Origin of the sequence: Geobacter argillaceus (assembly GCF_007830735.1) — a bacterium.
Classification (GTDB): domain Bacteria; phylum Desulfobacterota; class Desulfuromonadia; order Geobacterales; family DSM-12255; genus Geomobilibacter; species Geomobilibacter argillaceus.
The window spans coordinates 183,284-208,501 of the sequence record NZ_VLLN01000003.1; the positions used below are offsets into that span (position 1 = coordinate 183,284).

Annotated in this window: 17 protein-coding genes and 1 pseudogene; 2 read left to right on the top strand and 16 right to left on the bottom strand. The window is 55.5% G+C overall.

Annotated elements, in window-relative coordinates:
- Nucleotides 1–22: 22 nt before the first annotated feature.
- From pilQ to JN12_RS03790, 6 genes are read right to left on the bottom strand one after another with little or no spacing between them, the layout of a single operon-like run.
- Nucleotides 23–2,824: a type IV pilus secretin family protein gene (gene pilQ, locus JN12_RS03765; protein ID WP_145018374.1), complete on the bottom strand. Its 2,802-nt coding sequence runs from the start codon at nt 2,822–2,824 to the stop codon at nt 23–25.
- A gap of 12 nt (nt 2,825–2,836) precedes the next feature.
- Nucleotides 2,837–3,412, bottom strand: coding sequence for a pilus assembly protein PilP (locus JN12_RS03770; protein ID WP_170241830.1), 576 nt, complete (start codon nt 3,410–3,412; stop codon nt 2,837–2,839).
- Nucleotides 3,396–3,992, bottom strand: coding sequence for a type IV pilus inner membrane component PilO (locus JN12_RS03775; RefSeq protein ID WP_145018380.1), 597 nt, complete (start codon nt 3,990–3,992; stop codon nt 3,396–3,398). The genes JN12_RS03770 and JN12_RS03775 overlap by 17 nt, the downstream gene beginning before the upstream one ends.
- 38 nt (nt 3,993–4,030) lie before the next feature.
- Nucleotides 4,031–4,597 carry a PilN domain-containing protein gene (locus JN12_RS03780; RefSeq protein WP_145018381.1) on the bottom strand — a complete coding sequence of 189 codons (567 nt, stop codon included), beginning with the start codon at nt 4,595–4,597 and terminating at the stop codon, nt 4,031–4,033.
- Nucleotides 4,594–5,646 carry a type IV pilus assembly protein PilM gene (gene pilM, locus JN12_RS03785; protein ID WP_145018384.1) on the bottom strand — a complete coding sequence of 351 codons (1,053 nt, stop codon included), beginning with the start codon at nt 5,644–5,646 and terminating at the stop codon, nt 4,594–4,596. The genes JN12_RS03780 and pilM overlap by 4 nt, the downstream gene beginning before the upstream one ends.
- Before the next feature lie 18 nt (nt 5,647–5,664).
- Nucleotides 5,665–5,868 (bottom strand): helix-turn-helix transcriptional regulator, encoded by a 204-nt coding sequence (locus JN12_RS03790; RefSeq protein ID WP_145018387.1) that lies wholly within the window; start codon nt 5,866–5,868, stop codon nt 5,665–5,667.
- 647 nt (nt 5,869–6,515) lie between these two features.
- Between JN12_RS03790 and JN12_RS03795 the strand changes: the two are divergent.
- Nucleotides 6,516–7,099 (top strand): annotated as a pseudogene (locus JN12_RS03795) (helix-turn-helix domain-containing protein); the annotation flags it as partial.
- An 85-nt stretch (nt 7,100–7,184) separates the two neighbouring features.
- Here JN12_RS03795 and JN12_RS03805 read toward each other — a convergent pair.
- From JN12_RS03805 to JN12_RS03850, 10 genes are all read right to left on the bottom strand, one after another.
- On the bottom strand, nt 7,185–7,808 hold the full coding sequence (locus JN12_RS03805) for a pilus assembly protein PilX (RefSeq protein WP_145018395.1): 624 nt from the start codon (nt 7,806–7,808) through the stop codon (nt 7,185–7,187).
- 17 nt (nt 7,809–7,825) lie between these two features.
- Complete coding sequence (locus JN12_RS03810; protein WP_246125740.1) at nt 7,826–8,998, bottom strand: prepilin-type N-terminal cleavage/methylation domain-containing protein; 1,173 nt, start codon at nt 8,996–8,998, stop codon at nt 7,826–7,828.
- A 40-nt stretch (nt 8,999–9,038) separates the two neighbouring features.
- Nucleotides 9,039–9,398, bottom strand: coding sequence for a type IV pilus modification PilV family protein (locus JN12_RS03815; protein WP_170241832.1), 360 nt, complete (start codon nt 9,396–9,398; stop codon nt 9,039–9,041).
- A 25-nt stretch (nt 9,399–9,423) separates the two neighbouring features.
- Nucleotides 9,424–9,909, bottom strand: a complete 486-nt coding sequence (locus JN12_RS03820; protein WP_145018401.1) for a pilus assembly FimT family protein — start codon at nt 9,907–9,909, stop codon at nt 9,424–9,426.
- Between the two features lies 1 nt (nt 9,910).
- Entirely contained in the window at nt 9,911–14,905 is a 4,995-nt protein-coding gene (locus JN12_RS03825) for a pilus assembly protein (RefSeq protein ID WP_145018403.1), read from the bottom strand.
- 385 nt (nt 14,906–15,290) lie between these two features.
- On the bottom strand, nt 15,291–16,670 hold the full coding sequence (locus tag JN12_RS03830; protein WP_281287709.1) for a sigma-54-dependent transcriptional regulator: 1,380 nt from the start codon (nt 16,668–16,670) through the stop codon (nt 15,291–15,293).
- Nucleotides 16,660–18,186, bottom strand: coding sequence for a sensor histidine kinase (locus tag JN12_RS03835; RefSeq protein ID WP_145018409.1), 1,527 nt, complete (start codon nt 18,184–18,186; stop codon nt 16,660–16,662). The genes JN12_RS03830 and JN12_RS03835 overlap by 11 nt, the downstream gene beginning before the upstream one ends.
- A gap of 16 nt (nt 18,187–18,202) precedes the next feature.
- Nucleotides 18,203–18,979: a prepilin peptidase gene (locus JN12_RS03840; RefSeq protein ID WP_145018412.1), complete on the bottom strand. Its 777-nt coding sequence runs from the start codon at nt 18,977–18,979 to the stop codon at nt 18,203–18,205.
- 53 nt (nt 18,980–19,032) lie between these two features.
- On the bottom strand, nt 19,033–21,762 hold the full coding sequence (locus JN12_RS03845; RefSeq protein ID WP_145018415.1) for a valine--tRNA ligase: 2,730 nt from the start codon (nt 21,760–21,762) through the stop codon (nt 19,033–19,035).
- Nucleotides 21,763–21,867: 105 nt separating this feature from the next.
- Nucleotides 21,868–23,064, bottom strand: coding sequence for a response regulator (locus tag JN12_RS03850; RefSeq protein WP_145018418.1), 1,197 nt, complete (start codon nt 23,062–23,064; stop codon nt 21,868–21,870).
- A gap of 448 nt (nt 23,065–23,512) precedes the next feature.
- On the opposite strand from JN12_RS03850, the gene JN12_RS03855 reads away from it, so the two are divergent.
- Nucleotides 23,513–25,210: a methyl-accepting chemotaxis protein gene (locus tag JN12_RS03855; RefSeq protein ID WP_145018421.1), complete on the top strand. Its 1,698-nt coding sequence runs from the start codon at nt 23,513–23,515 to the stop codon at nt 25,208–25,210.
- The last annotated feature ends 8 nt before the right edge of the window (nt 25,211–25,218 follow it).

Sequence of the window (25,218 nt, forward strand, 5' to 3'; positions counted from 1 at the left end):
CTAATCCTCTCGGCTAAATCGCTTAAGATACAATCTTCGGAGTAATAAAGATCAACAGTTCATTTTTGAGCTTGGTTTTAGTATTCGACTTGAACAGCCAGCCGAACAACGGGATGTCAGCAAGGAACGGCACGCCGGTGTCGGTCTCCGTATCCGAATCCACATAGATACCGCCAATGACCGTGGTCTCACCATTCTTCACCACCAGTTCGGTAGTTGCCTCCTTCTTGTTGATCGGCGGCGGTGTGCCGCTCCCCACCGAGTTGTTGGAGGCCTTGATCTTCATGGAAACACTACCATCGGCAGTGATGTGCGGGGTTACTTCCAGGGTCAGGGCCGCTTCAACGAACTCGGTCTTGGTTCCTTCCGCCGACACGGTCTGGTACGGAACGGACTGGCCCTGGGATATCTTGGCCGCCTTGTTGTTGACTGTGAGCACCTTAGGCGTGGAGATGATCTTCACCTGACCGATGGTGGCCGCCGCCGAAAGACGCAGGTCCAGCTGTACATTGCTGGTCAGCTTGCCGAACGACATGCCGGTTGCCATCCCGCCGGTAGTGACTGTCGGCAGCACCGTCGACACAACACCGCCCAGGGAAGTGGTGACCGAATTGAGGTTGGCAAAACTGGCCGAGCCGTCCTTATAGCTCAAGCCCCACTGCACTCCGATATCCCGGGTAAAGTTGGACGAGGCCTCAACGATGCGCGCCTCGATCATTACCTGTTTCTCCGGCACATCCAGGGATTCCAGCAGCAGTTTCATTTTCTTGATGGCCGGTTCCACATCGACAACGATCACCTTGTTGGTACGGGCATCTGAAGAAACAGTCACATCGGTCCGAAAATTGGCGGATGAGATGGCCTTGAACTGCTTTTCAATATCGGCGATGTTGGCAAAATTGACATCGAAGATGACGGTCTTGAGATCCATCTTCCGCACTTCAGCCTGAATCCGATCCCTCTCTTCTTCATCCAGAGACTTTATCTTGGACTTTGGCCGGATCTGCACGATGTTACCGTCCCGCTGCATGGCCAACGCCTTGTTTTCCATGATTACATCCAGGGCCTGGTCCCATGGCACGTTCACCAGCTTCAGGCTAATGGTTCCGCTGACATCGTCGGAAACCAGGATATTCAGGTTGCTCACTTCGGCAATCAGTTGAAAAATCTTCCTGATGTCGGCATCCGAAAACTCAAGACTGATGCGACGCCCGGTGTATTTTTTCGCACCAGCGGCAGGTGCCGAATCCTGTGCCGTCTTGTCCGGGAGCGACATCTCCTCGGCTGCCTTCTCCTCTTTGGCCTTTGGAGCGGCCTTAGCCATGGGGGACTCTTCGGCTTGATACGTATCCTTGATGCTCAGGATAACACGATCATTGTCGCGCGTTACGGTAGCAGGGGCCTCGCTACGGAGCTTTACCAGAAACCGTGCATCAGTTCCCCCCTTGACCCTGACTGCATAGGGAGTTACGCCCTGAACCACGCTGGTGAACCCGCTTGTATCAAGTGATCGCTGCAGCTTTTTCGGGAGCTGGCAGTTTTTCAGTGTAAGGGAAACCCCTTTGGCAACTTTTGAGGGTTTGCCAACGACACAATCTCCGCTGACCCTGATGGCGAGACGGGCGCTACCGTCCTTTTGCGAGAAGTCGATCGCTTCTACAGTGGCAACTCCGGGGTGAACGGACTTCTTGACCGGCGCCGGAGTTGCTTCAGATTCGGCTGCCACTGGAGCAGCAGATGGTTCAGCAGCGGCCGCGGCAACCTTTGGTGCTTCGACCGTCGGTGCCACCGGTGCCGCGGTTGCTTCCTGTTTTTTGGGAACCGGCGTGTCGCCAAAAACGATTTTCAAACCCGTAGCGCTCTTACTGATCTGATAGTGGGGCAGAACTCCCTGCGACGCATCGAATACGATCCGGACCTTTTCCGCAGAAGGTCCCAGCCGTGCCTTGCCGAGTCCGAAACCGTTGATATCGACTGTCTTGGATGACAGACCACTTTTCACGCCGGGAATATCAATGACTAAACGGTCCGGCTTGGTCAGTTTAAACGAGTTGTAGGCTTCGACACCACCATTTACTTCAACGAGAATGCCATCAGAGGCCTTTGTTATGGCTGTTAACGATTTACCCTCAGATGCCGGCGTTTTCTCCTTTTCAGCGTGTACCGGTTCACTCGGCTTTTCAACCGATTGAACCAGAGTAGATTGTGCTACGGGGGCGGAAGTGGGCTGCGCTGCCGGCACCTCAGCCTTGGCCGCAGCAGGCGCGACCGATTCCGCTTTGGCTTCCGTCTGGGGAGCCGGGACCGTACCTGTTGCGACCTTTTCTGGGGCTACCGTCGGAGTCAAAACCTGTTCCGTCTTTATCGACGTCGCTGCTGGCGGAGCCGACAATGATACAACCAGCCTGCTCTTGTCAACCGGGTCTGCGGATACGGTAAATTCGGCATCCCGGGCCAGGAAAATCTCAACGCGGCTGAGTGAGCCGGTCCCAAAACTGTGACTGGTCACGTCTACCTTATTAACCTCCCCCTTGTTGACCTCCTGAATGCCCTTGGCAGCACCGGGCATAGTCTGGGCCAGATCAACAACCACTTTGGCGGGATTTGCCGTCCGGTAAAATGTATAGGTCAGAGGCTTGCTGGCAGTAATTTCCACCTGTTTGCCGTCATCAGAAACCTTGATGGCTTTGATTTCAGCCGGTTCGTCCGGCGCCGCAACAACCGACGGCTTGACGGCCGCCATGCGCTCGGCACAACCGGTAAGCGCTGCCAGCAATATGAGGAGCATGCTCCCCTGACGTATTCTGGACCAGTGCACTCTCATCTGTAAATCTCCTTACTTTTTCCTGGTCAGGGTAAGTTTTACGGTCCTTTTTCGTACGCGGCCGTCGTCGTTCCGAAACTTCTCCACAATCTCCACAGAGTTGAGGTTGACTTTTGCAACGACACCATTGTTACTCCCAACAGCCATCCCTTGCCTTACGACATAGGCCTTTCCCGCAGGATCAATCAGGAGTGCCCTGTTTTCCTTGATGCCGGTTATGATTCCAACGACTTTGAACTTCTCCGTTTCATAACTTAGAATCGGCAACAGATCACCGGATTTTTTTACTACCTGTTCACTATTTTTGTCTGTCGGCAAAGGAGCCGTAACTGCCGGCTTGAAAGGATCTTTTTTGCTTGTGAAATCAATTGAGCCGACGGTTGCGATGCGAGCAGCCGATATCGTTTTTTGGACACCCGACTTGGTGCTGGTCATAGACTTGTGAACGGCAGACGCAGGCGCAGCAGTTTTGGCGGGCTGCGCCTGCTGGGGAGGAGGAGACGATACTTCCTTCTTGCATCCACACACCAGAGTGAACGCAAGGGAACAGGTCAGCAAGAATACCGCAACATTATTTCTTCTTGTCATCCTTGATCTCTTTCTTGTCGAGAAAGCGGAAGGTCGTCGCCAGACAGGTAACCTTTGCCAGAGTACGCCCCCTATCCGTCTTGATGTCTGAAAAAGTAACATTCTGCATATTGACGATCCGGGGCAGGTTACCAACGGTAGTGAAGAAATTGGCAAGGCTAAGGTACGAACCGAACACAACGATATCCACCGGCACTTCAGCGTAGAAATCCTTGGGCACTTCCGGTTTGGGTGCAAATCGTAAGAAGTCGAGCCCTGCACCTTTTCCGGCACTCGTGATGCTGGTCAACAGGGACGGAATCTCCTTCTGGTTGGGAAGCTCGGTAAGAGCGCTATCTAACTCCTTTTGCAACTTATCGTACTCAGACTTGAATTTTGGCAGATTGTCGGCAACCTGCTTCTTCTCCTGAACCTCGGACCGCAACCCATCCAACTTAGTCTGCAGATCCTTCAACTCCTGCATCTTGGGCTGCAGCAGACTGAAGTAAAGAGCCGCTCCAATCAGTAGCACCACGGCAACCAGGATCATGACCTTTTGTCGGGTCGGCAACTTCAGAATTTTATCAATACGTGGATCCATGCCATATCCTCAATGGTGTCCTGCAATGTGCCAATTCACTACTTTTTGGGAGGGTCCTCTTTCTTCTGACTTTTCAACACGCAGGTGATATCAAATCTTTTCAGCTTGACGCCGCTTACCTCAGCTTGCTCGGAAACCTGCAATTCAACGTTCGTGAAGTCAGCAGAAGCCTGAAGACGACGCATGAAATCGGCTATGAGCTCCTCGCTGAAAGCAATTCCCGAGATAGATACCGTCCCGGTCCCTTCAGAATACTTGGTCAACCAAAGTTTTTCCGGAACAGCACCACTCAAGGTCGCCAGCCGTATCGCAGGGCCGGTTTTTTCATGGCGGAGCTGGGCCAGAATATCGAGCTTTTTCTTCACTTCAGCCTGAAGCTTTTTAATGTTGTCGATTTCACCAATATTCTTCTTTAGTTGCTGAATATCGTTCTCCGCAGAGGTTATTTCGTTTTTGGTGCCGCTGATTTTGCCAAGCGTTACTGAATAGAGGGCAAAGAAGATCAAGAGAACGCCAGCTATCGACATGAGGGCAATAGTGGTTTGTTGTCTGGCGGTTTCTTTCTTTTTTGCAGCCCGGACAGGTAAAAGGTTTATCCTGATCATTTATCGCCGAGCCTCCTTATCGCCAATCCAACCGCCACGGCCATCAGAGGCCCGATCTGCTCAAGGTATTCGGGATCAAATTCCTTTTCGCTGAACGTTATCTTCTGGAACGGGTTCATGATTTCAACAGGCAGTCCGAGTCTATGACTTACCGCGTCAATCAGGTGTGGAGTCTTTGCAGCACCACCACTGATAAGCACTCGACTTATCTTTCCTTCAATAGCATTGGAATTGTAGAAATCCAGGGATCGACGAATTTCCAGCGCCAAATTTTCATTAACCTTATCGATTACATCCAGAAGTCGTGACCCGGAGACAGCATCACCGGTCACCTTTTGTCTCTCCGCCTCTTCCCCGCTCAAGCCAAACTGTTTCTGGATCTCTTCAGTAAAAAGGTTGCCTCCCATTTGAACGTCGCGGGTAAAGAGCGATGTCCCTGCATGAACTACGTTCAGGTTCATGATACTTGCCCCTATATTAATAAGGGCACAAACTTCATCCGGATTCACTTCATAGTTGAGTTCAAAAGCATTTTGAACTGCAAAGGAGTCGACATCAATGACCACCAGCTTTATGCCTGCTTCATTGAACACCGATAGATAGTCATTGATGATATCCTTCTTGCTTGCAACAAGGAGGACGCTCATCTTGGAAGGATCGACCCCGTCGCTTTCCAGAACCTGGAAATCCACATGAACATCGTTTATGTCAAAGGGAATATACTGTTCCGCCTCCCAATGAATCTGTTCTTCAAGCTCTTCCGGCTGCATTACAGGGAGAGCTATCTTCCGAATGATAATGGAATTGCCGGAAACCGATGTTGAAGCCTCCTTTTCCTTGACGGCGAGACTCTTCAGAAGTCCTTTCACCGCCTCCACCACCGTATAACTGTCCATCAAAGCGTTGTCGACGATAGCCTCGGGTGGCAAACGCCAGATGCCGACATTCTGCAGGGAATAGCTGCCTTTTTGCTCTTTCAACTGGACGAGCTTTACCGAACTAGACCCCACATCTATTCCAACCAGTTCTTTTTTCTTGGCAAAAAACATGTGTGACCCTGTCCCTGGTTAATGGTCTTGAAACACTTTTTCCTTTTCGGCAAGGGTGAACCCGAGGGCAAGGATTATTTTCCGCTTGGTTTCCAGCCGGCAATTTTCTCCCTGCTCAATCCGGTCAATGGTAACAGCCGAAACCCCGGCCAGTCGGGCAAGTTCAGCCTTGCTTATGAGCTTAGCCTCACGGATTTTCTTTAGGCTATTCTTAGTTTTCATGCAATTTCCATTGAAATTTTGGATAGTTCCACAAAATTTACAGTAATTAAACATATTGTCAAGAAATTAAGCAAAACTACATTTAACTAACACAAAAAAACGTAATACTTTTGGAGCATTACGCGCTACCGAACCTCCTGATCAATAAAATTGGAATGAGAAATCTAATGTGCTTTTCTTCGTCAAGTCTGGGCCGAACTTAAGTAACTTTTTTCAGTACGCATACAAAACCGAGAGGAGAGCACGCTCGTTCGGGTTAACCTCTTTTTCTCCTGCCGCTTCTATCCGGTACATCCCGGGCATGTGCTTGGGGGAGACCCCTGAACTGGTTCCCGTCACTCCACTCCCGGATTCGAGATAGTCGATTCCCGACGAATCGGAGTTCCCCGGTGTCGCGTCGACAATCTTGGAGTAGACCTTGTAATTACCGGAGCCTCCGGCCCCTGCCAGTGTGAAGGTAATGTCAGGAGACTGCTTCGGGTCGGAGCTGAGAACTGCCCCGGTGCACGCAGTCCACTGGGCGGTTGAGTTGTTCAGTTTCTGGCTGAGGCAATTGCTGGACGGGATAGCGAGTAGTTCGTTTCACTAATTATTTACAAATAATGCCATGTTGCCATAATTGCCCCAAATCACATGAGGTGGCGATCATGGCACAAAAAACAATGCGGGCTCCACTGACACTCTCTGACGAAAGCAGAAAATTACTTACCGAGCTTTCAGGCTCTATGACGGCACCAGCACGAGAAGTAGTTCGTGCCAAAGTGCTGCTCCATTATGCCAATGGTGCTGAGATCAGTAGCATTAAGCGCCATGTCGGAATCAGTAGACCAGCTATTTACAAATGCATTGACAAGGTTCTTGCTGCCGGAGCCCAAGCTGGGTTGAAAGATACATATCACAGCCCCAAAGAGCCTGAAATTCTGGATGACGCCAAAGCATGGGTTGTTAACTTGGCATGCACAACGCCCAGGATCATGGGCTTGCTTCTGAGTTATGGACACTATCTGCACTTGCACGCTATGTGGCCAATCATGCCGCAGAAGCAGGATTTCCCCGCTTGACGAGTGCAGTCAAGGCTACCATCTGGCGTATTTTGAATGAGCACGACATAAAACCTCATCGGATTCGCTATTATCTTGAAAAAGGTGATCCCGAGTTCGAGCAGAAGATGCGGGAGGTGCTCATGGTCTATCAAGATGTTTCGCTTTTTCCGGCTGGGGCAACTGACGATAACCTGACTCCGTGACGGCAAATTCAGCAATTTAAATTTGCCCGCTGTAACCATTTGAAGTTCTTTGACAATTCTCAAGATGACATCAGTAAGCATAAAGGACCGAAAGCCCTGCCTTCACATTCGGGTTAACGGCTTTCTCGCCCTGAACCTCAATAGTGAAGAGACTTGGAGTCCTTGGCGTCTGCGTACTCGAATTCGTCCCGGCTACCCCAATTCCCGGATCAAGGTAGTCGATTCCACTACTGTCAATGAGGCCTACTCCAGGCACAGTATCGACGATCTTGCTATACACCTTGAAATTCCCCCCCTGATTGGCTCCCTGCAAGGTAAAAACGGCATCAGGAGATACCTTGGGGTCGACACTTTTCCCGGCAGGATCGACCCAAGCGGCAGTGGGCTTGGTAAGCTTTTCCCTGAGATTAGGCCCAAGTACCAAACCGAGTTTGTCGGCCGCACCAAGATTATTCGCGAGGACAATCCGGTTGCTCGAATAGTTCGCCATTAAGAGAGGAAGAATTGTCTTGGTCACGACCTCGACCCCCCCATAGGATGCTTCCAGCGAGTTCCGATAGACTTTCTGGGCCGCTGACATTTTAGTTCCGATCAGCACGTAGTATAAGAGCGTCATTATGATCCCGAGGATAAGCATGGTAAACATCAATGCCGTAAGCAGCGCTATTCCGTTTTGATTCCGCAGATGTTTCATAGATCACCGCCTGCCGGTTATTGAATCAGGTTCTTGGGGCGAACGACTATGGTGTAGACTTTCCACCGGTAATTCTGCCAGCCCGCGCCGATCCGAGCCTGCAGATCGAACCTTCTGCCCATGATCGTTGCTCCGCCGTCAAACGATTCTCCCACATCAACGGTTTGGGAGGGATAGGTAAAGAAGAGATCCTTCGTCCCCTCCTGGGCGAGAATGTAAACTCGTATCTCCCTGAGCTGCTGCCTGATCAGATCAGGCGTCGCCGGTGCGACAGTCGTATGGGTGTTGACAAACCCCATGCCGGTATCAAGGCCGTATACGACCTGCATATCGGCGACACAATCCAGGAGCGGCATTACTGGATCAAAGCCCCCCCCCGAGTGGGTGGCCGTTGCTTTGTACAGAATCCCCGTATTGGGTGCACAGGATGTCGGCATTTTCGCCGGACTCCTCACATAGTAGTCGGCACGGTTGAATGGCATCCTCAGCGAGGATAGGGAACTTATGCCGTAAATGACAAACGAATCGCCATCCTGGTGGGGCAGGGTCAAGGTCGAATAGGTACCAAAAGTGGTGTAAAATTTTCCACTGGAATCCACCATGAGCTGGCGGGTGGGGGGGGTCGAGATCAGCGAATTCTTGACAACGATGACCTGATCGGATGAGGCCAGGTCCCGGTCAGTCGTCCCCCACGTCCGGATTGACTTGCCACCGCTGGAGAACGATACGTTCGTCCATTTTTTTGCAGTGGCGTTGGTTCCCGCCACCGTGGACTTGATGACCAGATACTTGGACCCGTGGCTGTCGCTATCCTGATTGAAGGTCGTTTCGCTGCTCTGGATGGCGCGCGGAGGATTTGCCGGGGCATCATTGAACGAAGTAGCGGAAATTCCCATGGGCCAGAAGGCTGTAGGGTACGATGCAGCCACATCAACTTCACTGTACATGGTGGCCGCAGGTGCTGCCTGAAAAGTCCAAGGGAGACCAAAACCGGCCTGCTCAAGGTCTGCCCTCAGGAGTTCGAGCCCCACGATCCCCTCGATCTGGGTCTCCACCGACTTGGACTGTTGTATTGACTTTTTAACGACGGTATCAAAGGTTCCCGCAGTTATTATAATGACAATCAGGAATATCGCCATCACGATGATCAACTCGATCAGTGTGAATCCTCGCGTATCTTGTATAATCATTGCTCTGTTCCTCGATCGCATAATAATTCGTACCGGCCGGTTATCGGGCTATGGAAATGGGGGCCATAACCCTATTCTGGTACTGCATTCCCTTGTAATTCCATCTGATCACCACAATCAGCTGCTTTGAAGTCGGCCCTACCGAGTCGGTCGACAATACTTGGGAACTGCGGTCCACATAAATCCTTTTCCCGGCCCCCCGAACCTTGCTGGCAGTGGAAATCGTCGCGTAAGTAGCAGCGATGGCGTCGAAACCCTGCCCTTTCAGTTCGTTCATGTAGCGCTCACCCATATATACCGCCTCATCGCGCAACTGGTTCTTCAGATTGAACTCCATTGCCACATTCACCGCTTCCAAAAGGCCCAGCATCCCAACCATCATGATGACAATGGCGACCATTACCTCCACCAGAGTGAATCCGTTGCTATTTTTGTTCAATGTTGTTAGTGACACAATTCCCCCCGGTGCGCTTGCCCAGATTGATTCTCGCCGCCGAAATAACGAGGCTGTCAACGGCTGCCGCATTGACCACGGTAAGATCGTTGTATGGATCAACGCAGAGCGACCTTTCGCTACCGTTGGCCAACCCAGCGGTATCAAACGTTATAGTCCCTGCAGAACTCCAGACGACGGCATATCCGAGGGTCTTCTGCGACACAGGCGGTACTGACGTGACAGTAGACGAATAGACTTGGAACAGGCCGCTGCTGATCGCCACGCTGCGCGCTCTCTTGGTGTAGAGGGCCTGTGACCGGACGTCCATGAGGTCACCGTACATAGTTTTCGCCTGGGTTTCGATGGCGGCCTTTTTCTGCATCGATTGCCAGCTTAGCGTGGCAATGCTCCCAAGGATGGCAATGACCGCTATGACAAGCATTAACTCGATCAGCGAAAAGCCGTGGTTGCGCATGTCAGTGTTCCTGAATGTGAAGGATCTTCTTCACCGGCTTATTCTGACTGTTACTGATGATCGGTGGAGCATCTGAAGGGGGCTTGCCGGTCATTGGCGTCTGCATGCGCCGATTCCCCTTGTCAGTAAAGGCAGTGGACAGGTCAACCTCCTTGAACTCGCCGGTGGAAAGCTGGATAAGTGCTTTGCCCTTCAATGCGCCGGCATCCGCCTGGCCACCGGTATCAAACTTGACACCCCAGAGGAAGGAATTGCCGCCAAAGCCACAGATATCCATCGTTGGTTTGAATGAAGTAAAAAAGACCGTGCCGTTGGGAAGGGCAACCGTGTCCGTAACCACCCGCTCGGCACCTTCAGAGGCAGTAGCAGCATCTAGGTCTATTTGCCATCCCGGAGCACCGGTGGCAAGCGCAGAAACAGAACTCGTCTGGTTGACCAGAGATCCGGTTATCGCGGCAGTGCAGGTTTTGTCCAGCAAATTGCCCGGCAGGGTGGTGGTGTTGTAACAGGGATCCTTGATCCCGTAAAGGGACCGACTGCCGCTACTGTCGTCCAGAGAAGAGCTGTTGCGGAAGAAATACCGGCCAGTGCCGAAGTAGAGCCAGAGATTCCGGTTCTTCTTGTCCTGGAGCCGGGAAATGGCGGTCGTTACCGGACCGATATCGTCGATGATCACGTTCCAGCGCCACGGATTGACCAGATCATTGGGGTCAGTACTTTCCATGGTCATTATCCTGCCAACGCCTCCCTTGGTCCAGGTGCCATCAACAGCTTGCTTCACATACCCCACATAGATGGCGTCGTCCTGGTAGTTCCCCACTGCCGTCGGGTTGGCCCTATCGACATCGATGGCACCTCCGATCATGGAACCGACAAAAGCGTTGGGAATGTTTGTATCAATAGTCTTGACCAGAGTTCCATTCTGCAAGTCGACGACAAAGAATTTCAGATTCTGGTTGGAGGTCCCGAGGAACTGGTGGCTTGAGGTATCGATCGGCCCAGTGGGGCCGGAACCGAACACCGCGAACCACTTGCCATTCTTCTGGGAGTTGCCGACACGGACAATGGCCGGCCCTCCGGTGGCATAGCCCAGCGCAGGGTTGTTGAACTCCCAGAGAAGTGCAGGACTGTTTGGATCGGTAACGTCAAAGGCAAAATAGGAGGAATAGCCGAGTCCAGGATTATTGGTCGTGTCACTCGGGTCGGTAATCGGGGTCTGCACGCAGTTGGCACCGGCGGCGCAGGTCTTCTGGGAGGCCCCCCCCAGCCCCATGCCGCCGATGACCACAGTGCGCCAGGTGTTGCGCGTCGCGTCGAGATTATTGTTGCTGTCCACTACCGAGCCGAGTGTCGATTTGTCGCAGGTGTCATAGGTCCCCCGGACGCAGGTGCCGACACCGGTGTAGCCGATGCTGGCATCGAAGATGGAGGTCCGGCCGTCGAGGTAGTAAAGGTGGCCGTAAGCCGGATCGACCATATATTGGAGGTAGGGAAGGACGTTCTTGGGAATATAGGCCCACTGCTCATTGCCCAGGTTACTGCCGCTCAGGGTCGCCTTCTGGAAGCCGGATGCCTGCACTGACAGGAGACCGAGATTGAATGCGTGGAACATGCCGTCGTTGCCCCCCACATAAACCATGCCGCGCCCTTTGTATTGGTTGGAGTTGATGTAGGAAAGGTAGGAATTGTCATTATACCCGCCAGGGGGGGGCAGATTGTAGGTATTGAGCCTCACGGTTGACTGCACCCTGGGCGTTGAGGAGATGATGTCCCCCAGTCGCCAGACGCCGCTGCTGATACTGTTCGTTACCGGGTCCTTGATGTCGACGCTCCTGCTCCGGTACCCTGCCTGCTCCTGGCCATGCACCCAATTGATCAGCGTCGGCGCATTGGTGGCCGTCACATTGAGGTAAGGAGCAAGAGTTGCGGCATTACTGGCCACGGAGCCGCCGGGGAAAGTGGCCGAAGAGAAGTCGATCAGCGTGCTGCCGTTGATAGAGGTCTTGATGGTCCGGGGCGAACTGCTGATATTGCGCGCCCAGAGGAGTTTGCCGGCCCGCCAGATGCTCTTCACGTAATCCGGGTCGATCAGGCCGCCGATGGCAGTGTAGCTGCTACCGTCGCCGTTGATGTCCTTGTAGAGTTGCACCATGGTCTTGTTCGAAGATGAGTCAAAAGCGAAGCGGGCGACATAGTCATTGATGAGATTCAGTTTCAAATCTCCGTCCGTATCCTCCCTAATGGTACTGTTATTGATGTAGGGGTCCACATAGTACCAAAGGTTCTGCATCTCACCAATCCAAGAGGCAGAAGTGGAGTTTTCAAAATTTTTCTTCGGATAGAAAACGGCCTGGAGAATATTGGCGCCACTCCCCTCGCTGTTGCTGAGAATGGAGGCCGCAGTACCCGAAGCCGCCTTGGCCGCAACGGTAGAGAATGCCGAGTCGAGTTGGCCGTAGAGGGTCGTGGGGTCGGCTGCCGCAAAAAGCGTTGTTCCACCGTTGGTGGCAGTATTGGTCATGAGCGTTTTCGGATCACAAAGATCGGGCTGACCGCTCGTCTGAGGTCCTGAGTAGACCACATAGGTCGAGATGGATTCACTCGCCGCCTGAGGAGTGGTCGTGATTGCCGTGCTGGCCAACGATGTAGACTTGATGTTGCGGTTTTTTGCCACCCAGGCAAGGTTGGCAATGCTCCTGCTCCCGGAATATGCCGGGCATTTGCCCGTTGAATCGTATCCGTGGTTTTTTGCCGGGTCATAGCCCGTACTCCCCGGATTGTAAGTAGTTCCGGTCTTGGTGATATAGGGAACCTGGGAGGCATACAGCGTTGCCAGGGACTCGGAAGCCGTGTTCTGGTCGGCCGTGGACATCCCGTCGGTAATAAGCAGGACATTGTTCGACTGGCACCGGTACTGCGACGGATTTTTGCTGGTGTCGTAGCTCGTCGCCGTGTTAGGAGCGGGGAGCGAGCTGAAATTGGCATCGCTTCTGCTCGTCGGCGGTGAAACGGTATAATCGTTCGTCCGGGCGAAGTACCCCATGGCAGAGTAGAAAGCTTCGGCAAAAGGTGTCCATGAAGTTGCCGGAATGTCGTCAATACTTTTAATGAGTCCGGCACTGTGACTCCCCTTTGACGGTACGCAGTACTGACCGCTCGGGGTAAGGCCGGAGCAATCCGAGTCGACGTTACAGGCGGTTGTTGTCGTGACCGAACAGCTGCCCGCACCGACGTAAGAGATGATTTTACCGCCATCCGTCAGAGAGAGCGCGCCACAGGTCTCCCCGCTCGGGCAGTCCGTATTCAGATAACACATCCTTGTCGTGCTTACGGAACACGCCTTTGCGCACGGAATCGAACCGGTGCCGCCACATTCGGAACCCGAGCCGTTATTCTGGAATGTCATGGCGCCGAAGCGAATCCGGTCGCTGTATTTGTCTACCAATCCCGTCGGCGGTGTGGCAAGGCCAACCTTTGCCGTCAAAACCCCAACTTGGGTTAAATTAGTCAGACCCTGTTGCATGACAAAGCCCGGGATGGTGGCACTGGTGGTGGCAGTGGACGTGGACGACGGGTCCACCACCGGGTTTGTGGTGACGTTTGCATTGCAGTAATTCTGTATCTGCGTCACGTCACAGGGGCTGGAAAAAGTGTTGGTTACGGTGTTATAGCATGCGCCCAAATACCCCGTGGAGGTGATGCCGTTGATAGTATATGTCAATGCACTCGAGCAAATCGAAATCCCTGAATTCGGATCCGTAATAGCGGAAGGAAGGACAGTGGCGTAGACGGATTGGCACTCGCCTTCCAAGGGGCTCAGGTTGCCGGAGTATCCACCGGCGATATTGAGGATGCCCCAGTAGCAGTTGTGCAGCACATGGTTCCACATGCTGGTGGGGTTGAGTGCCCCGCTTCCCGCACCCACGCAGGACTTGCTGTCGTTTTGAAACGAGCCGAGATTCGGCGGAGTGCCGCTCACCACGCCTATCCAGTCATTCATCGCGGAAAGACAGGCGGTTGCGTTATAGACCCCCGCATAGATCTCGATGTACGTCTGGCCGTACTCGGTCGCCAGACTCTGGGTCGAGCCGATGCCTCCCGGCGTCCCCCCCCTGATGGCGAAGGTCAGATTCACTCCCGATACCGCCTTGAGAAAATCCCGCCCTGAGCAGCCGCGCGACTCGGCGACCAGGACATTATTTACGGTATCGAACTTACCGCCGGTCAGGATCTTTTTTTCGATGTCGAACTTGGACGCGGTGAGCCAGTTCAAAAAGTTGCCGCTCGCGACAAATCCGGTGGAACCTGTCGTTACCACCGCCTCCGGTGTGCCCGCGGTGTTCACACAAAAATAACTGGGCGTTCCGGCCGAGTAGGTGCAGGTCCCCGGCATCGCAGCACCGCTCGTGAATTTATTGGTGGTGAAATCATAGCTGTAGGTGGCGGTAGTATCGAAATAGCCGTAGTACGTGGTCGTACCGGAGTAGCTGGTGTCGTAGCACTGGCGAGTGGAGTTACATTTATTGTTACAGGTATCGCCGGCAGTTATGGCGCTGCAGGTCGTATCCGCAGAACAGGCTATCGGCGTGACCGTGGTCGTGGTCACCACAGCGGTTTTACAGGTATTTTTTTTGTTGCCTGCCAGGAAACAGGTATCACCCACAACCCCGCCGGGATTGGGCGGCTGACAGTCCGTATCTTTCGTGCAGGCTGCCGCAGTAGTCGTGGTTGTGGTCGTGGAGCTTGCTATACAATAGCCCGTGGGCATGCCGGCTGCAGAGCAGGTTGAGTCCGTAGTACATGCGGTTGTGGGGGCATTGGCGCAGTACATGTTGGTGGTATCCTGATACTGCAGGTCGTACATACTGGCCGAGTTATCGATCATCAGCAGCAGGTTCGGCTTCAAGCCGGCGGTGATGAACGGCGGGGTGATGCAGTACTGGTTCCCCGGATCTGCCTGAGCGGCAACGGGCAGCAACAGCACAAACAGGTACACAGATGCAATACCGCCAAAAAACCTTCCGCAAATCCCCTTCATAGGCCACCTCACTATTAGTCTCTTACCCCAGCCACTACATTAAACTTTATACGATTATGAATTATGTCAACCAATCGAGGACATATTTAGCTGAGCCATACCCGTTGTAACCGGCTTTTTCATTGCCCTACATCTAGCGCCGGCGTCGGCAAGGTGCAACAAAGTCAAGCAATTAGGATGCCGCCGACCGGATAAAGGGAATCAGCTGTAATTCCAGCGCATTTTAAGAAACAACACCATCATTGCGCAAATAGTTCATGGTTAGCAGCGAGCAACGAGCTGTTGCTATGCAAAATTTTCAGGGCTAGCACTGTAGCCGTCAGCTGTGCCCACACCAGGCCGACTATTCGATACCATATTCCTTCAGCTTATACAGCAATGCCCGATGACTTATTTCCAACAACCGGGCCGCATGGGTCCGGTTACCGTTGGTCTTGTTCAGGGCACGCCTGATCAGTTCCCTCTCCAGAACAATCTCGGATTGTTTGATCGACAGCGAATCAGCAGCAAGGGCAAAGTGGCCGAGCAGATCATTGTCACCGGCTATCTGAGGCGGCAGGCACTCCAGTCCCAACAAATCATGGTCACAAAGGATAACCCCTCGCTCCACCACGTTTTCCAGTTCCCGAATATTGCCCGGCCAGGTGTAGGCAGCCAAAGCTTTGCGGGCCTCGGCAGTACAATTGCCCACAGATTTGCCAAAGGTGTGGGCGTACTTGTCGATGAAAATATCAATCAGCAGCGGAATGTCTTCCACCCGCTCCCTGAGCGGCGGTAGGGAAATGGTAAAGACATTGAGCCGAAAAAACAGGTCCTCCCGAAAACGCCCGGCAGCCACCTCCTCATCCAACCGCCTGGCAGTGGCCGAGACCACCCGAACGTTCACCTTTTTCGCCGTTGTCCCCCCTACCCGCTTGATCTCCTCATCCTGAATCACCCGCAGGAGTTTCACCTGAAGCGACAGCGGCATCTCGCCAATCTCGTCCAGGAACAGGGTGCCGCCATCCGCCTGCTCGAACAGACCCGCCTTGTCGGAGACGGCATCGGTGAACGCCCCCTTCACATGGCCGAACAGCTCGCTCTCCAGCAGACTCTCCGGGATGGCACCGCAGTTGACAGCCACGAATGGGGCATGGCGCCGGCTCCCGGTGGAATGCAGCGCCCGGGCGATCAATTCCTTGCCGGTCCCCGACTCCCCCTGTACCAGCACAGTGGTTTTCACATTGCACAGCTTTCGGACCAGGCCGAAAACCTCCTGCATCCGAGGAGCCCTGCTGATGATATCCGCAAAGGTATATTCCCGGTTGATTTCCGCTTTTAGCCGGGAATTCTCCTCCTTGAGCCGTTCCCGCTCCTCCGCCTTCTTCAGTACCAGGATTATTTCATCGTTTTTGAACGGCTTGGAAACATAGTCGTATGCCCCAAGCTTCATGCACTCGATAGCGGTGTCCACCGTGCCGTAGGCGGACATCATGATGATTGTCGCGGGAACTCTCCGTCGGACCGCCTCCTGAAGAAAGCACTTGCCATCCATCTCCGGCATGATGATATCGCTGAGAATGAACTCGTACCCGGCGTTACCGACCTTTGCCAGGGCATCCTTGCCGTTTTCCGCTGTATCGACGCTATACCCCTGTTTCCGGAGAAGGACCGACAGCATGTGGCGCAGACTCTCTTCGTCATCCACCACGAGAATCCGTTTGCGGTGCGGCTCAGCGCTCACCCTGTTCTCCCTCGCCATTCGGCTCTGCCACCGGCAGCCAGACCATGAACTCCGTCCCTTCCGCTCTTTGGCTCCTGACCCTTATTCTACCACCGAACCCGTCCACGATCCGCGCGCAGATGGCAAGACCGAGACCGGTCCCGCGTCCCGGGTCCTTGGTGGTGAAGAACGGATCGAACACCTTGTCCAGGTGCTCCGGGGCAATACCTTCACCGGAATCCCGCACGGTTATGGTCACAGCCCGGTCCATCTCAGGAACGTTCGAAGCCTGTGCGGCAGACACCGTAATAGTTCCTCCGTCGGGCATGGCATCGCGGGCATTTACCAGCAGATTGATGAGTACCTGAAGGAGCTGGTGCCGGTCGATGAACGGCTCCGGTAGCCCTTCCGCAACCAACAGACTGACCTTGACCCGCTTGAACAGCCCCTGGCGGTCGAGCATGGCCACGGTCTCGGCAAGGAACGGACCAATGGCGAACCGTTCGCATTCCGGTTGCCGGGGACGGGCATAATCGAGAAGCTCCCGCACCAGCCGATCGATCCGGTGCGCCTCCCGATCGATCCGGTCGGCTTGGTCGGCCTTTTCCGGCTCATCAGACAGATCATCCCTCAACATGCCGGCATAGCCGATAATCGCCGAAAGAGGGGTGCCGATTTCATGGGCCATGCCGGCGGCCAGCACCCCCACCGACGCCAGCTTTTCGGAACGGATCGTCTCTTCCCTTGCCACCTGCAACGCCCGGTTCGCCTCTTCCAGCGAGGCAACATACCGCTCGACTTCATCCTTTTTCACCTTGAGGGAATGAACCATCAGATTAAACGCATCGGCAAGATCGCCGATCTCTTTACTCCCGGCACCGTGGACCGGGTGGGAATAGTCGCCGGCAGTGATCCGTTCGGTAGCGGCAAGTAGCCGTGACACCGGCAGGACCACAATTCTGCGGAGCATGAAGCTCCCCAGACCGAACAGCAGGAGGAAATCGAGAACAAAATAGGCAAAGAAGATCCGCCGCGAGTATTCCAGCCGCTCGAACTCGCTGCCGAAGGCCAGGGACAACCGTGCCGCACCGACCACTTCGCCCGACTCGACGATCGGCGCGTAACGGACCACCGCATGTCCGTTGTCGGCAACGACGAACGATTCCCTGCCGCTCCGCACGGTCTCCCGCATCTCGACCTCGTTTACGGGCCGCTTGCTACCCTTCGCGCTCATATAATAGACCGGTGCCCCATTGGCATCGGTTACCAGAAGATCCAGGAAGTCCCGCTCCCGGCCGATGGTGGCGGAAATGCGACCGGCAGGGGTCGACGCCGGGTCGGCCGGTAGCCGCAGGCGTGGCGGCAGCGCACTGATGAACGTCGCCAAAAGGACCCTGGCCTGTTCGTTTTTCTGGGCAACCAGGTCCTTGCGTGCAGTGGTGAATGAGATGATGCTGAGTAACAGCCAGGAGAGGAGGAGGAGGGTAGCGAGTGAGGTGAGAATGGCAACCGACAGGTTGACACGGAACGGCTTCATGCACCCCCCAGAAAGTTTATCTGCCGATATTCAGATACCAGTAAATGATCTGCTTCCCGTAAAATATATACAGAACAGCCCCGAACGCAAGATACGGCCCAAAGGGGATGGCCAGCTTGCCGTCCTTTTTTTGCAGGAACATGAGGGATACGCCGACGACCGACCCCACCAGGGACGCAGCAAAGAGGGTGAACAGGATGGCCCGCCAGCCGAGGAAGGCACCGATCATCGCCAGGAGCTTGACATCGCCGCCCCCCATCCCCTCTTCCTTCCGCAGCCGGTAGTAGAGCTCGATGATCAGCCAGATGACCCCGCCGCCGGCGACGATGCCGATGAGCGACGACCGCCACCCGAGCCAGGGGAGGAAAAAGGAGAAGACAAAACCGACCACGATGCCGGGAAGGCTGATAACGTCCGGAATGATCTGGTGATCGAAATCGATGAAGGTGATAGCCACCAGGGCGGAGCAGAAGAGAAACAGCGCCAGGAAGGTCAGGGACGGTCCGAAGCGGAGGAACAGTACCAGGGTCAGCAGGCCGTTCAAGGTCTCCACCAGGGGATAGCGCCAGGAGATGGATGCGCTGCACGAGCGGCACCGCCCCCTGAGAACGAGGTAGCTGACTATGGGGATATTGTCGTACCAGCGGATAGCGGCCCCGCAGGAAGGACAGGCGGAAGGAGGAAATACCACCGATCTCCCTTCCGGAAGACGGCAGATGCAGACGTTCAGGAACGAGCCGACCACGGCCCCGAAGAGAAAGGCGAAAATGTAGAACTGTATTGGCAACGGCATATCCATTCCAGGTCTTGTGCCTGCCCAAGCGAGGGCAACCACAAGGGTTGCCCCTACCGCAGCCTGCGGATCTTGACGAGGCTCTCTTCCAGCAGTCGCTTCTTCTCCCCGAACTCGGCCAGCTTTTCCTGCTCCTTGGCCACGATATCGGCCGGGGCGCGTTCGACAAAACTCGGGTTGGCCAGCTTCTTCTCCAGGAACTCTATATCCTTGTCCGCCTTGCCGATCTCCTTGAGGAGGCGCTTTTCCTCTTCCTCCACGTCCACCAGTCCCCTGAGCGGCACCACTATCTTCACGTCGCCGGCAACCTGCAGTGCCGCATCTTCCGGCAGATCCAACCCGCTGCCGATGGCCAGGCTCGCCAGGCGGGCCAGGGAAACGATGTACCCCTCGTTCTGCTTGAGCAGACTCCGACTGGCGTCGGAACCGCACTCCAGGATGGCGGCGATCTCCCTGGAAGGCGCCACCTCCATCTCGCCGCGGATGGTCCGGATACCCCGTATGACATCCATGACCAGTTCCATGGCCGTTGCCTCTCCCTGAAAATCCCAGATCGCCTGCGGCTCGGGATAGGGGGCGAGCATAATGCTCTCGTTCGCCTTGTTTCCCGGCAGCACCTGCCAGATCTCTTCCGTGATAAACGGCATGAAGGGGTGGAGCAGCCTGAGCAGGTGCTCCAGCACGTACCAGAGGACATACTGGGCGGTCGCTTTCCGCTCCGGACTGCCGGCGTAGAGGTCGTTTTTGATCAGCTCGATGTACCAGTCGCAGAACTCGCTCCAGGTGAACTGGTAGAGCGCATTGGCGGCGCTGTTGAAATAGTACCCATCCAGTGAGGTGTTGACTTCAATCGCCGCGTTGTGGAGCCGGTACAGTATCCAGCGATCCGCATTGGCCAGCGGCAGACGCGCTTCCTCCTCCGGATACTCCTTGCCCGGCGTCGCGGTGAAGAAGAAATGGCGCAGTTGGGCAATGGCCGGGTCGTCACTCTCCGGATCGAATCCCTGCAGATTCATCAGGGCAAAGCGGGCAGCGTTCCAGATCTTGTTGGCAAAGTTCCGATAGCCGGCAATCCGCTCCTCGGCCAGCTTGATGTCACGCCCCTGGGCGGCAAAAGCAGCCAGGGTAAAGCGGAAGGCATCGGTGCCATACTGGTCGATGACCGTCAGCGGATCGATGACGTTCCCCTTGGACTTGCTCATCTTCTGCCCCTGGGCGTCCCGCACCAAGGCATGGATGTAGACGTCCCTGAACGGCACCTCGTCCATGAAGTGCAGTCCCATCATCATCATCCGGGCAACCCAGAAGAAAAGGATATCGAACCCGGTCACCAGGCAGGAGGTGGGGTAGAAGGCAGCCACTTCCGGCGTCTTGTCCGGCCAGCCCATGGTAGAGAACGGCCAGAGGGCCGAAGAGAACCAGGTGTCCAGCACATCTGTCTCCTGGCGGATCTCGTCACTGCCGCACTTGCAGCAACTCTTCGGCTCCTCCATCCCTACGGTCACCTCACCGCAGTGATCGCAGAACCAGGCCGGAATCCGGTGGCCCCACCAGATCTGGCGCGAGATGCACCAGTCGCGGATGTTCTCCATCCAGTCGTAATAGGTATTCTCCCACTGCTTGGGAAGAATGCGGGTCCGACCATCCTTGACCGCAGCCAGTGCCCGCTCGGCCAGCGGGCCGACCTTGACGTACCACTGGAGCGACAGATACGGCTCGACCACCGTCTTGCAGCGGTAGCAGCCGCCGACCGCCATGGCGTGGTCGTCGATCTTCGCCAACAGCCCCGCCTCCTCCAGATCGGCAACGATCCTCTTGCGGGCCTCGAACCGGTCAAGCCCCTCGTACTGCCGGCCGGCGGCGTTGATGATGCCGGATTCGTCGAAGACGTTGATCTTGTCCAGCCCGTGCCGGACCCCCACCTCGAAGTCGTTGAAGTCATGGGCCGGCGTAATCTTCACCACCCCGGTGCCGAACTCCCGGTCGACATACTCGTCGGCCACCACCGGGATCTCCCGGTTGATCAGGGGGAGCACAACCGTCTTGCCGACCAGGTCGCAATACCGCTCGTCATCCGGATGCACGGCCACGGCCGTATCACCCAGCATGGTCTCCGGCCTCGTGGTGGCCACGGTCACGAACCGGCCCGGGGCGCCGACGACCGGGTAGCGGATATGCCAAAGATGCCCCTTCTTATCCTCGTGCTCGACCTCGATATCCGACAGGGCGGTGTGGCAGCGGGGGCACCAGTTGATCAGCCGGTTGTCGCGGTAGATCAGCCCCTCCTGATGCAGCCTGACAAAGACCGTACGTACTGCCCTGGAAAGCCCCTCGTCCATGGTAAAACGTTCCCGTTCCCAGTCGCAGGAGGCGCCCAGACGCTTCAACTGGCCGATGATCTGCCCGCCGGACTCCGCCTTCCATTGCCAGACCCGCTCGATGAACGCCTCCCGTCCGAGCTCGTGGCGATCCTTCTTCTGGGCCGCCAGCTGGCGCTCCACCACGTTCTGCGTGGCAATGCCGGCATGGTCGGTGCCGGGCATCCAGAGGACATTGTATCCCTGCATCCGCTTCCAGCGGCAGAGAATATCCTGCAGGGTATTGTTCAGGGCATGCCCCATGTGCAGGGCGCCGGTGACGTTCGGAGGAGGGATGACAATGCTGTACGGTTTCTTCTCGGATGGTGCCGTTGCGCGAAAATAGCCGCTTTGCTCCCAGACCCCGTACCATTTCTCCTCAACGGCCCGGGGTTCGTAGACCTTTGCCAGTTCCTGCTGCTCCATCGTCCGACCTCTCATCGTATCTATTGTAATGTATGAAAAAAACGGGGGATACGAAATCCCCCGCTCTTTTGGGTAACGATTGTACACCAGTCACCAGTTACGAGTTCACTGGTTACCAAGCCCTTCCTTGATCTTCCTGATCTCTTCCTTGATGATGGTCTCGGCCAGATCAGGCACCACTTCCCAGACGATCTTTTCGATCACCTCACGGGAAACACTGGCCAGAAGAGCCTTGAGCTGGCCCTCGTCCAGGGCTACCATAGCCGGAATGGCCGACACCGCCGCGGGCTCGGCTGCCGGCTCAGTGGAGGACACCATGGCCGCAGGGGCGGGTACGAATTCTTCTTCAGGGGCAAAAAGCGGCTCGACCGGCTCCATTGGGATGGCTGCGGATACCGGTTCGCCCCCCCCCTCGAAGCCGCCAAAAGCGGATGGCTCCACCACACTGGCGGTAAAGGATGATTCGGGAAAGGAGTTCGGCTCCATGGCATCAACGGAAACCGCAGCCAATGGTACCGAAGCGAGCGTTGGTGCCGGTTGGACCGGAGAAGGTTCGTCGCAGCCGAACTCCTGCTCCCCCACCGGCACCCAGTTCGAGCCGAAGTCGGCTGCTGCCGGTTCGGGAATCGATTCAGACTCGGCAAATGAGAAGGCGTTGTCGGCAGACAGGTCCTCGAACCCGGCCACGACCGACTCTTCACCGGCAGTCTCAACGACCGGTTCTGCCCCGCCCGCCTCAAGCTCGAATGCGCCCCACAGATCATCCTCTGCCGCCGCCGGGGTCGGTTCGGCAACAGCTCCGGTCGCGGATGATACTGCGGCAGCCAACGGCTCGGGGGGAAGCTCGACAAGTTCCTGTACTGCCCAATCTGATGCCGGTGCAGCGACTTGAACCGGCGGCGTCTGTTCACCAGGAACCGCGGCACGCTCCCGACCGAGAGCAATCAGCTTCTTGACGCTCTCGATGAGGCTCTGGGAATCAAATGGCTTGCTGATGAAATCATCGGCCCCGCACTGGCGGGCCTTGTCCTCGTCGAACGGTTCGAAGGCACCGGTAAGGAGCAACAGAGGGGTGTTTTTCAGTGCCGGATCCCGGCGGATCTCCTGGCAGACCTCATAGCCGTTAATTCCCGGCATAAGGGCGTCCACCAGCATGATATCGGGGTGAGACTCCCGGGCTTTTTCCAGGGCGGCGTTACCGTTATCAACAACGGCAAGCTCGTAATCTTCGTTTGAAAAGATAATCCCAACGACCTTTTGAATGGTGACGCTGTCATCGGCGAGGAGCAGTTTGTTGCTCATGTAGCCTCCCTGGCTGTTCTGTGACACACCGCCCCCAAACGACCGCTCAAATAGACGGGACAGGCCCGGGAAAGCTAGCACAAAGGCTGGGAGGTGTCAAGTTCATTACCAGTTTCGCGGTGTTGCGCGCCCTCCCCGCTCATAATTTCATTCAGAATATATATTGATATGGACCGCCAACACGCTACCACGATCTGGCTTGCACCCCCCTCAACATGCGACGATACAAACGCCCTCGACACCAACCATATATTTGATTTTTTGAATTTGTATACATTTTCTCAGAACATTAAAGCTCTCGAGCCATTGGCCGATAGTATACAAAAACTCAGACAACATCCTTAGTTTAGTGTGAAATTATTAAGTAATTACTCACTAACCCACTATTCTAACCAAGTAGTTACAACGTCGTCACAGAAATGAAATCTTGTTTTACGGAGGCATTATTATGACATCATCACGCACACAATTTGGTTTTGGCGCCAAGATCCTTGCCCTGGTCCTTGCCAGTTGCATAACCCTGGCCGTGGTCACCAGCCTCCTTGCCATGAAGGAAAACCTGGACGTCTTCAACAATTTCGTCGACTCATATCGAAAAACGCTCTACAGCGACTTTGACACCCAGGCCAAGAGCCAGGTGGAAGCGGCGGTCAGTATGCTGCAGCGGATCTTCGAGCGCCACCAGAAAGGCGAATTTTCCCTGGACGAGGCGAAAAGACAGGGGGCCGACCTGCTCCGGAACATGAAGTTCGGCAAGGACGGCTACTTGTGGGCCGACACCACCGAAGGGGTCAACGTGGCAATGCTGGGCAAGGAGATAGAGGGGAAGAACCGCTACAACCTTCAGGATGCCAAAGGCACATATCTTGTTCAGGAGATCATCAGGAACGGCATGCAGCCCGGAGGGGGGTACACAAACTACTGGTTCCCCAGACCGGGCGCCCCCAAGCCGTTCCCCAAACGGAGCTACTCGCTGCAATTCCAGCCCTTCGGCTGGGTTATCGGCACCGGCAATTACGTGGACGACCTGGAGGCGATCATCAAGAAAGCCTCTGATGACAACAGGAGGCATCTGATCGAAGGGGTTTATCTGATCGTCGGGGCAACCATAACGTTGCTGATCGTTATTGCCATCATATCCCTCGTCACGACCAAGCGCCTGATTGGTCGTCTCGGCACCGAGCCGGAGCAGTTGGAGGAGATTGCCAAGCTGGTGGCCGAAGGTGACCTGACCGTCCGCTTCGACAAGGCAAATGGCGGTGTCTACGGGGCGATGAAGGCCATGGTGGAAAACCTGCGGCAGATCATGGACATGGTTAATAAGAGCGCCCACGAGGTCTCGGCAGCCTCGGTCGAACTCCACGCCAACGCCCAGAACACAGCGGATGGCTCCCACGAAGTGGTGAGCCAGGCGGAGACCGTGGCCACGGCCAGCGAAGAGATGTCGGCAACCAGTTCGGACATCGCCAACAACTGCCACCATGCTGCCGAAAGCTCCAGCAATGCCAGCCAGGCGGCCCAGAACGGTGCGGTCATCGTCAGGAATACGGTCGAAGGGATGAACCGGATCGCCGACAAGGTGCGCAGTTCAGCCGGCGTGGTGGAGCAGCTCGGCACCCGCTCCGACCAGATCGGCGCCATAGTCGCCACCATTGAAGACATTGCCGACCAGACCAACCTGCTGGCCCTGAACGCCGCCATCGAAGCGGCAAGGGCCGGCGAGCAGGGGCGCGGCTTTGCCGTGGTGGCGGACGAAGTCAGGGCACTGGCCGAACGGACCACCAAGGCGACCCGGGAAATCGGCGAAATGATCAAGAGCATCCAGGGAGAGACGAGACTGGCGGTATCGGCGATGGAGGAGGGGGTCAACGAGGTGGAGCGGGGAACGTCGGAGGCTGCCAGGTCTGGTCAGGCCTTGGAGGAGATCCTGTCGCAGATCAACGAGGTGACCGGCCAGATCAACCAGATCGCCACCGCAGCCGAGGAGCAGACAGCAACCACCCGGGAAATTTCCAACAACATCCACCAGATATCGGACACGGTTCAGCAAAGCGCCCACAGCTCCAATGAGATATCCCTCGCCTCGTCGCAGCTCTCCAAGCTCTCGGTGGAGCTGCAGGAGATGGTGAAGCGGTTCAGGCTGTAGCCGAGCAT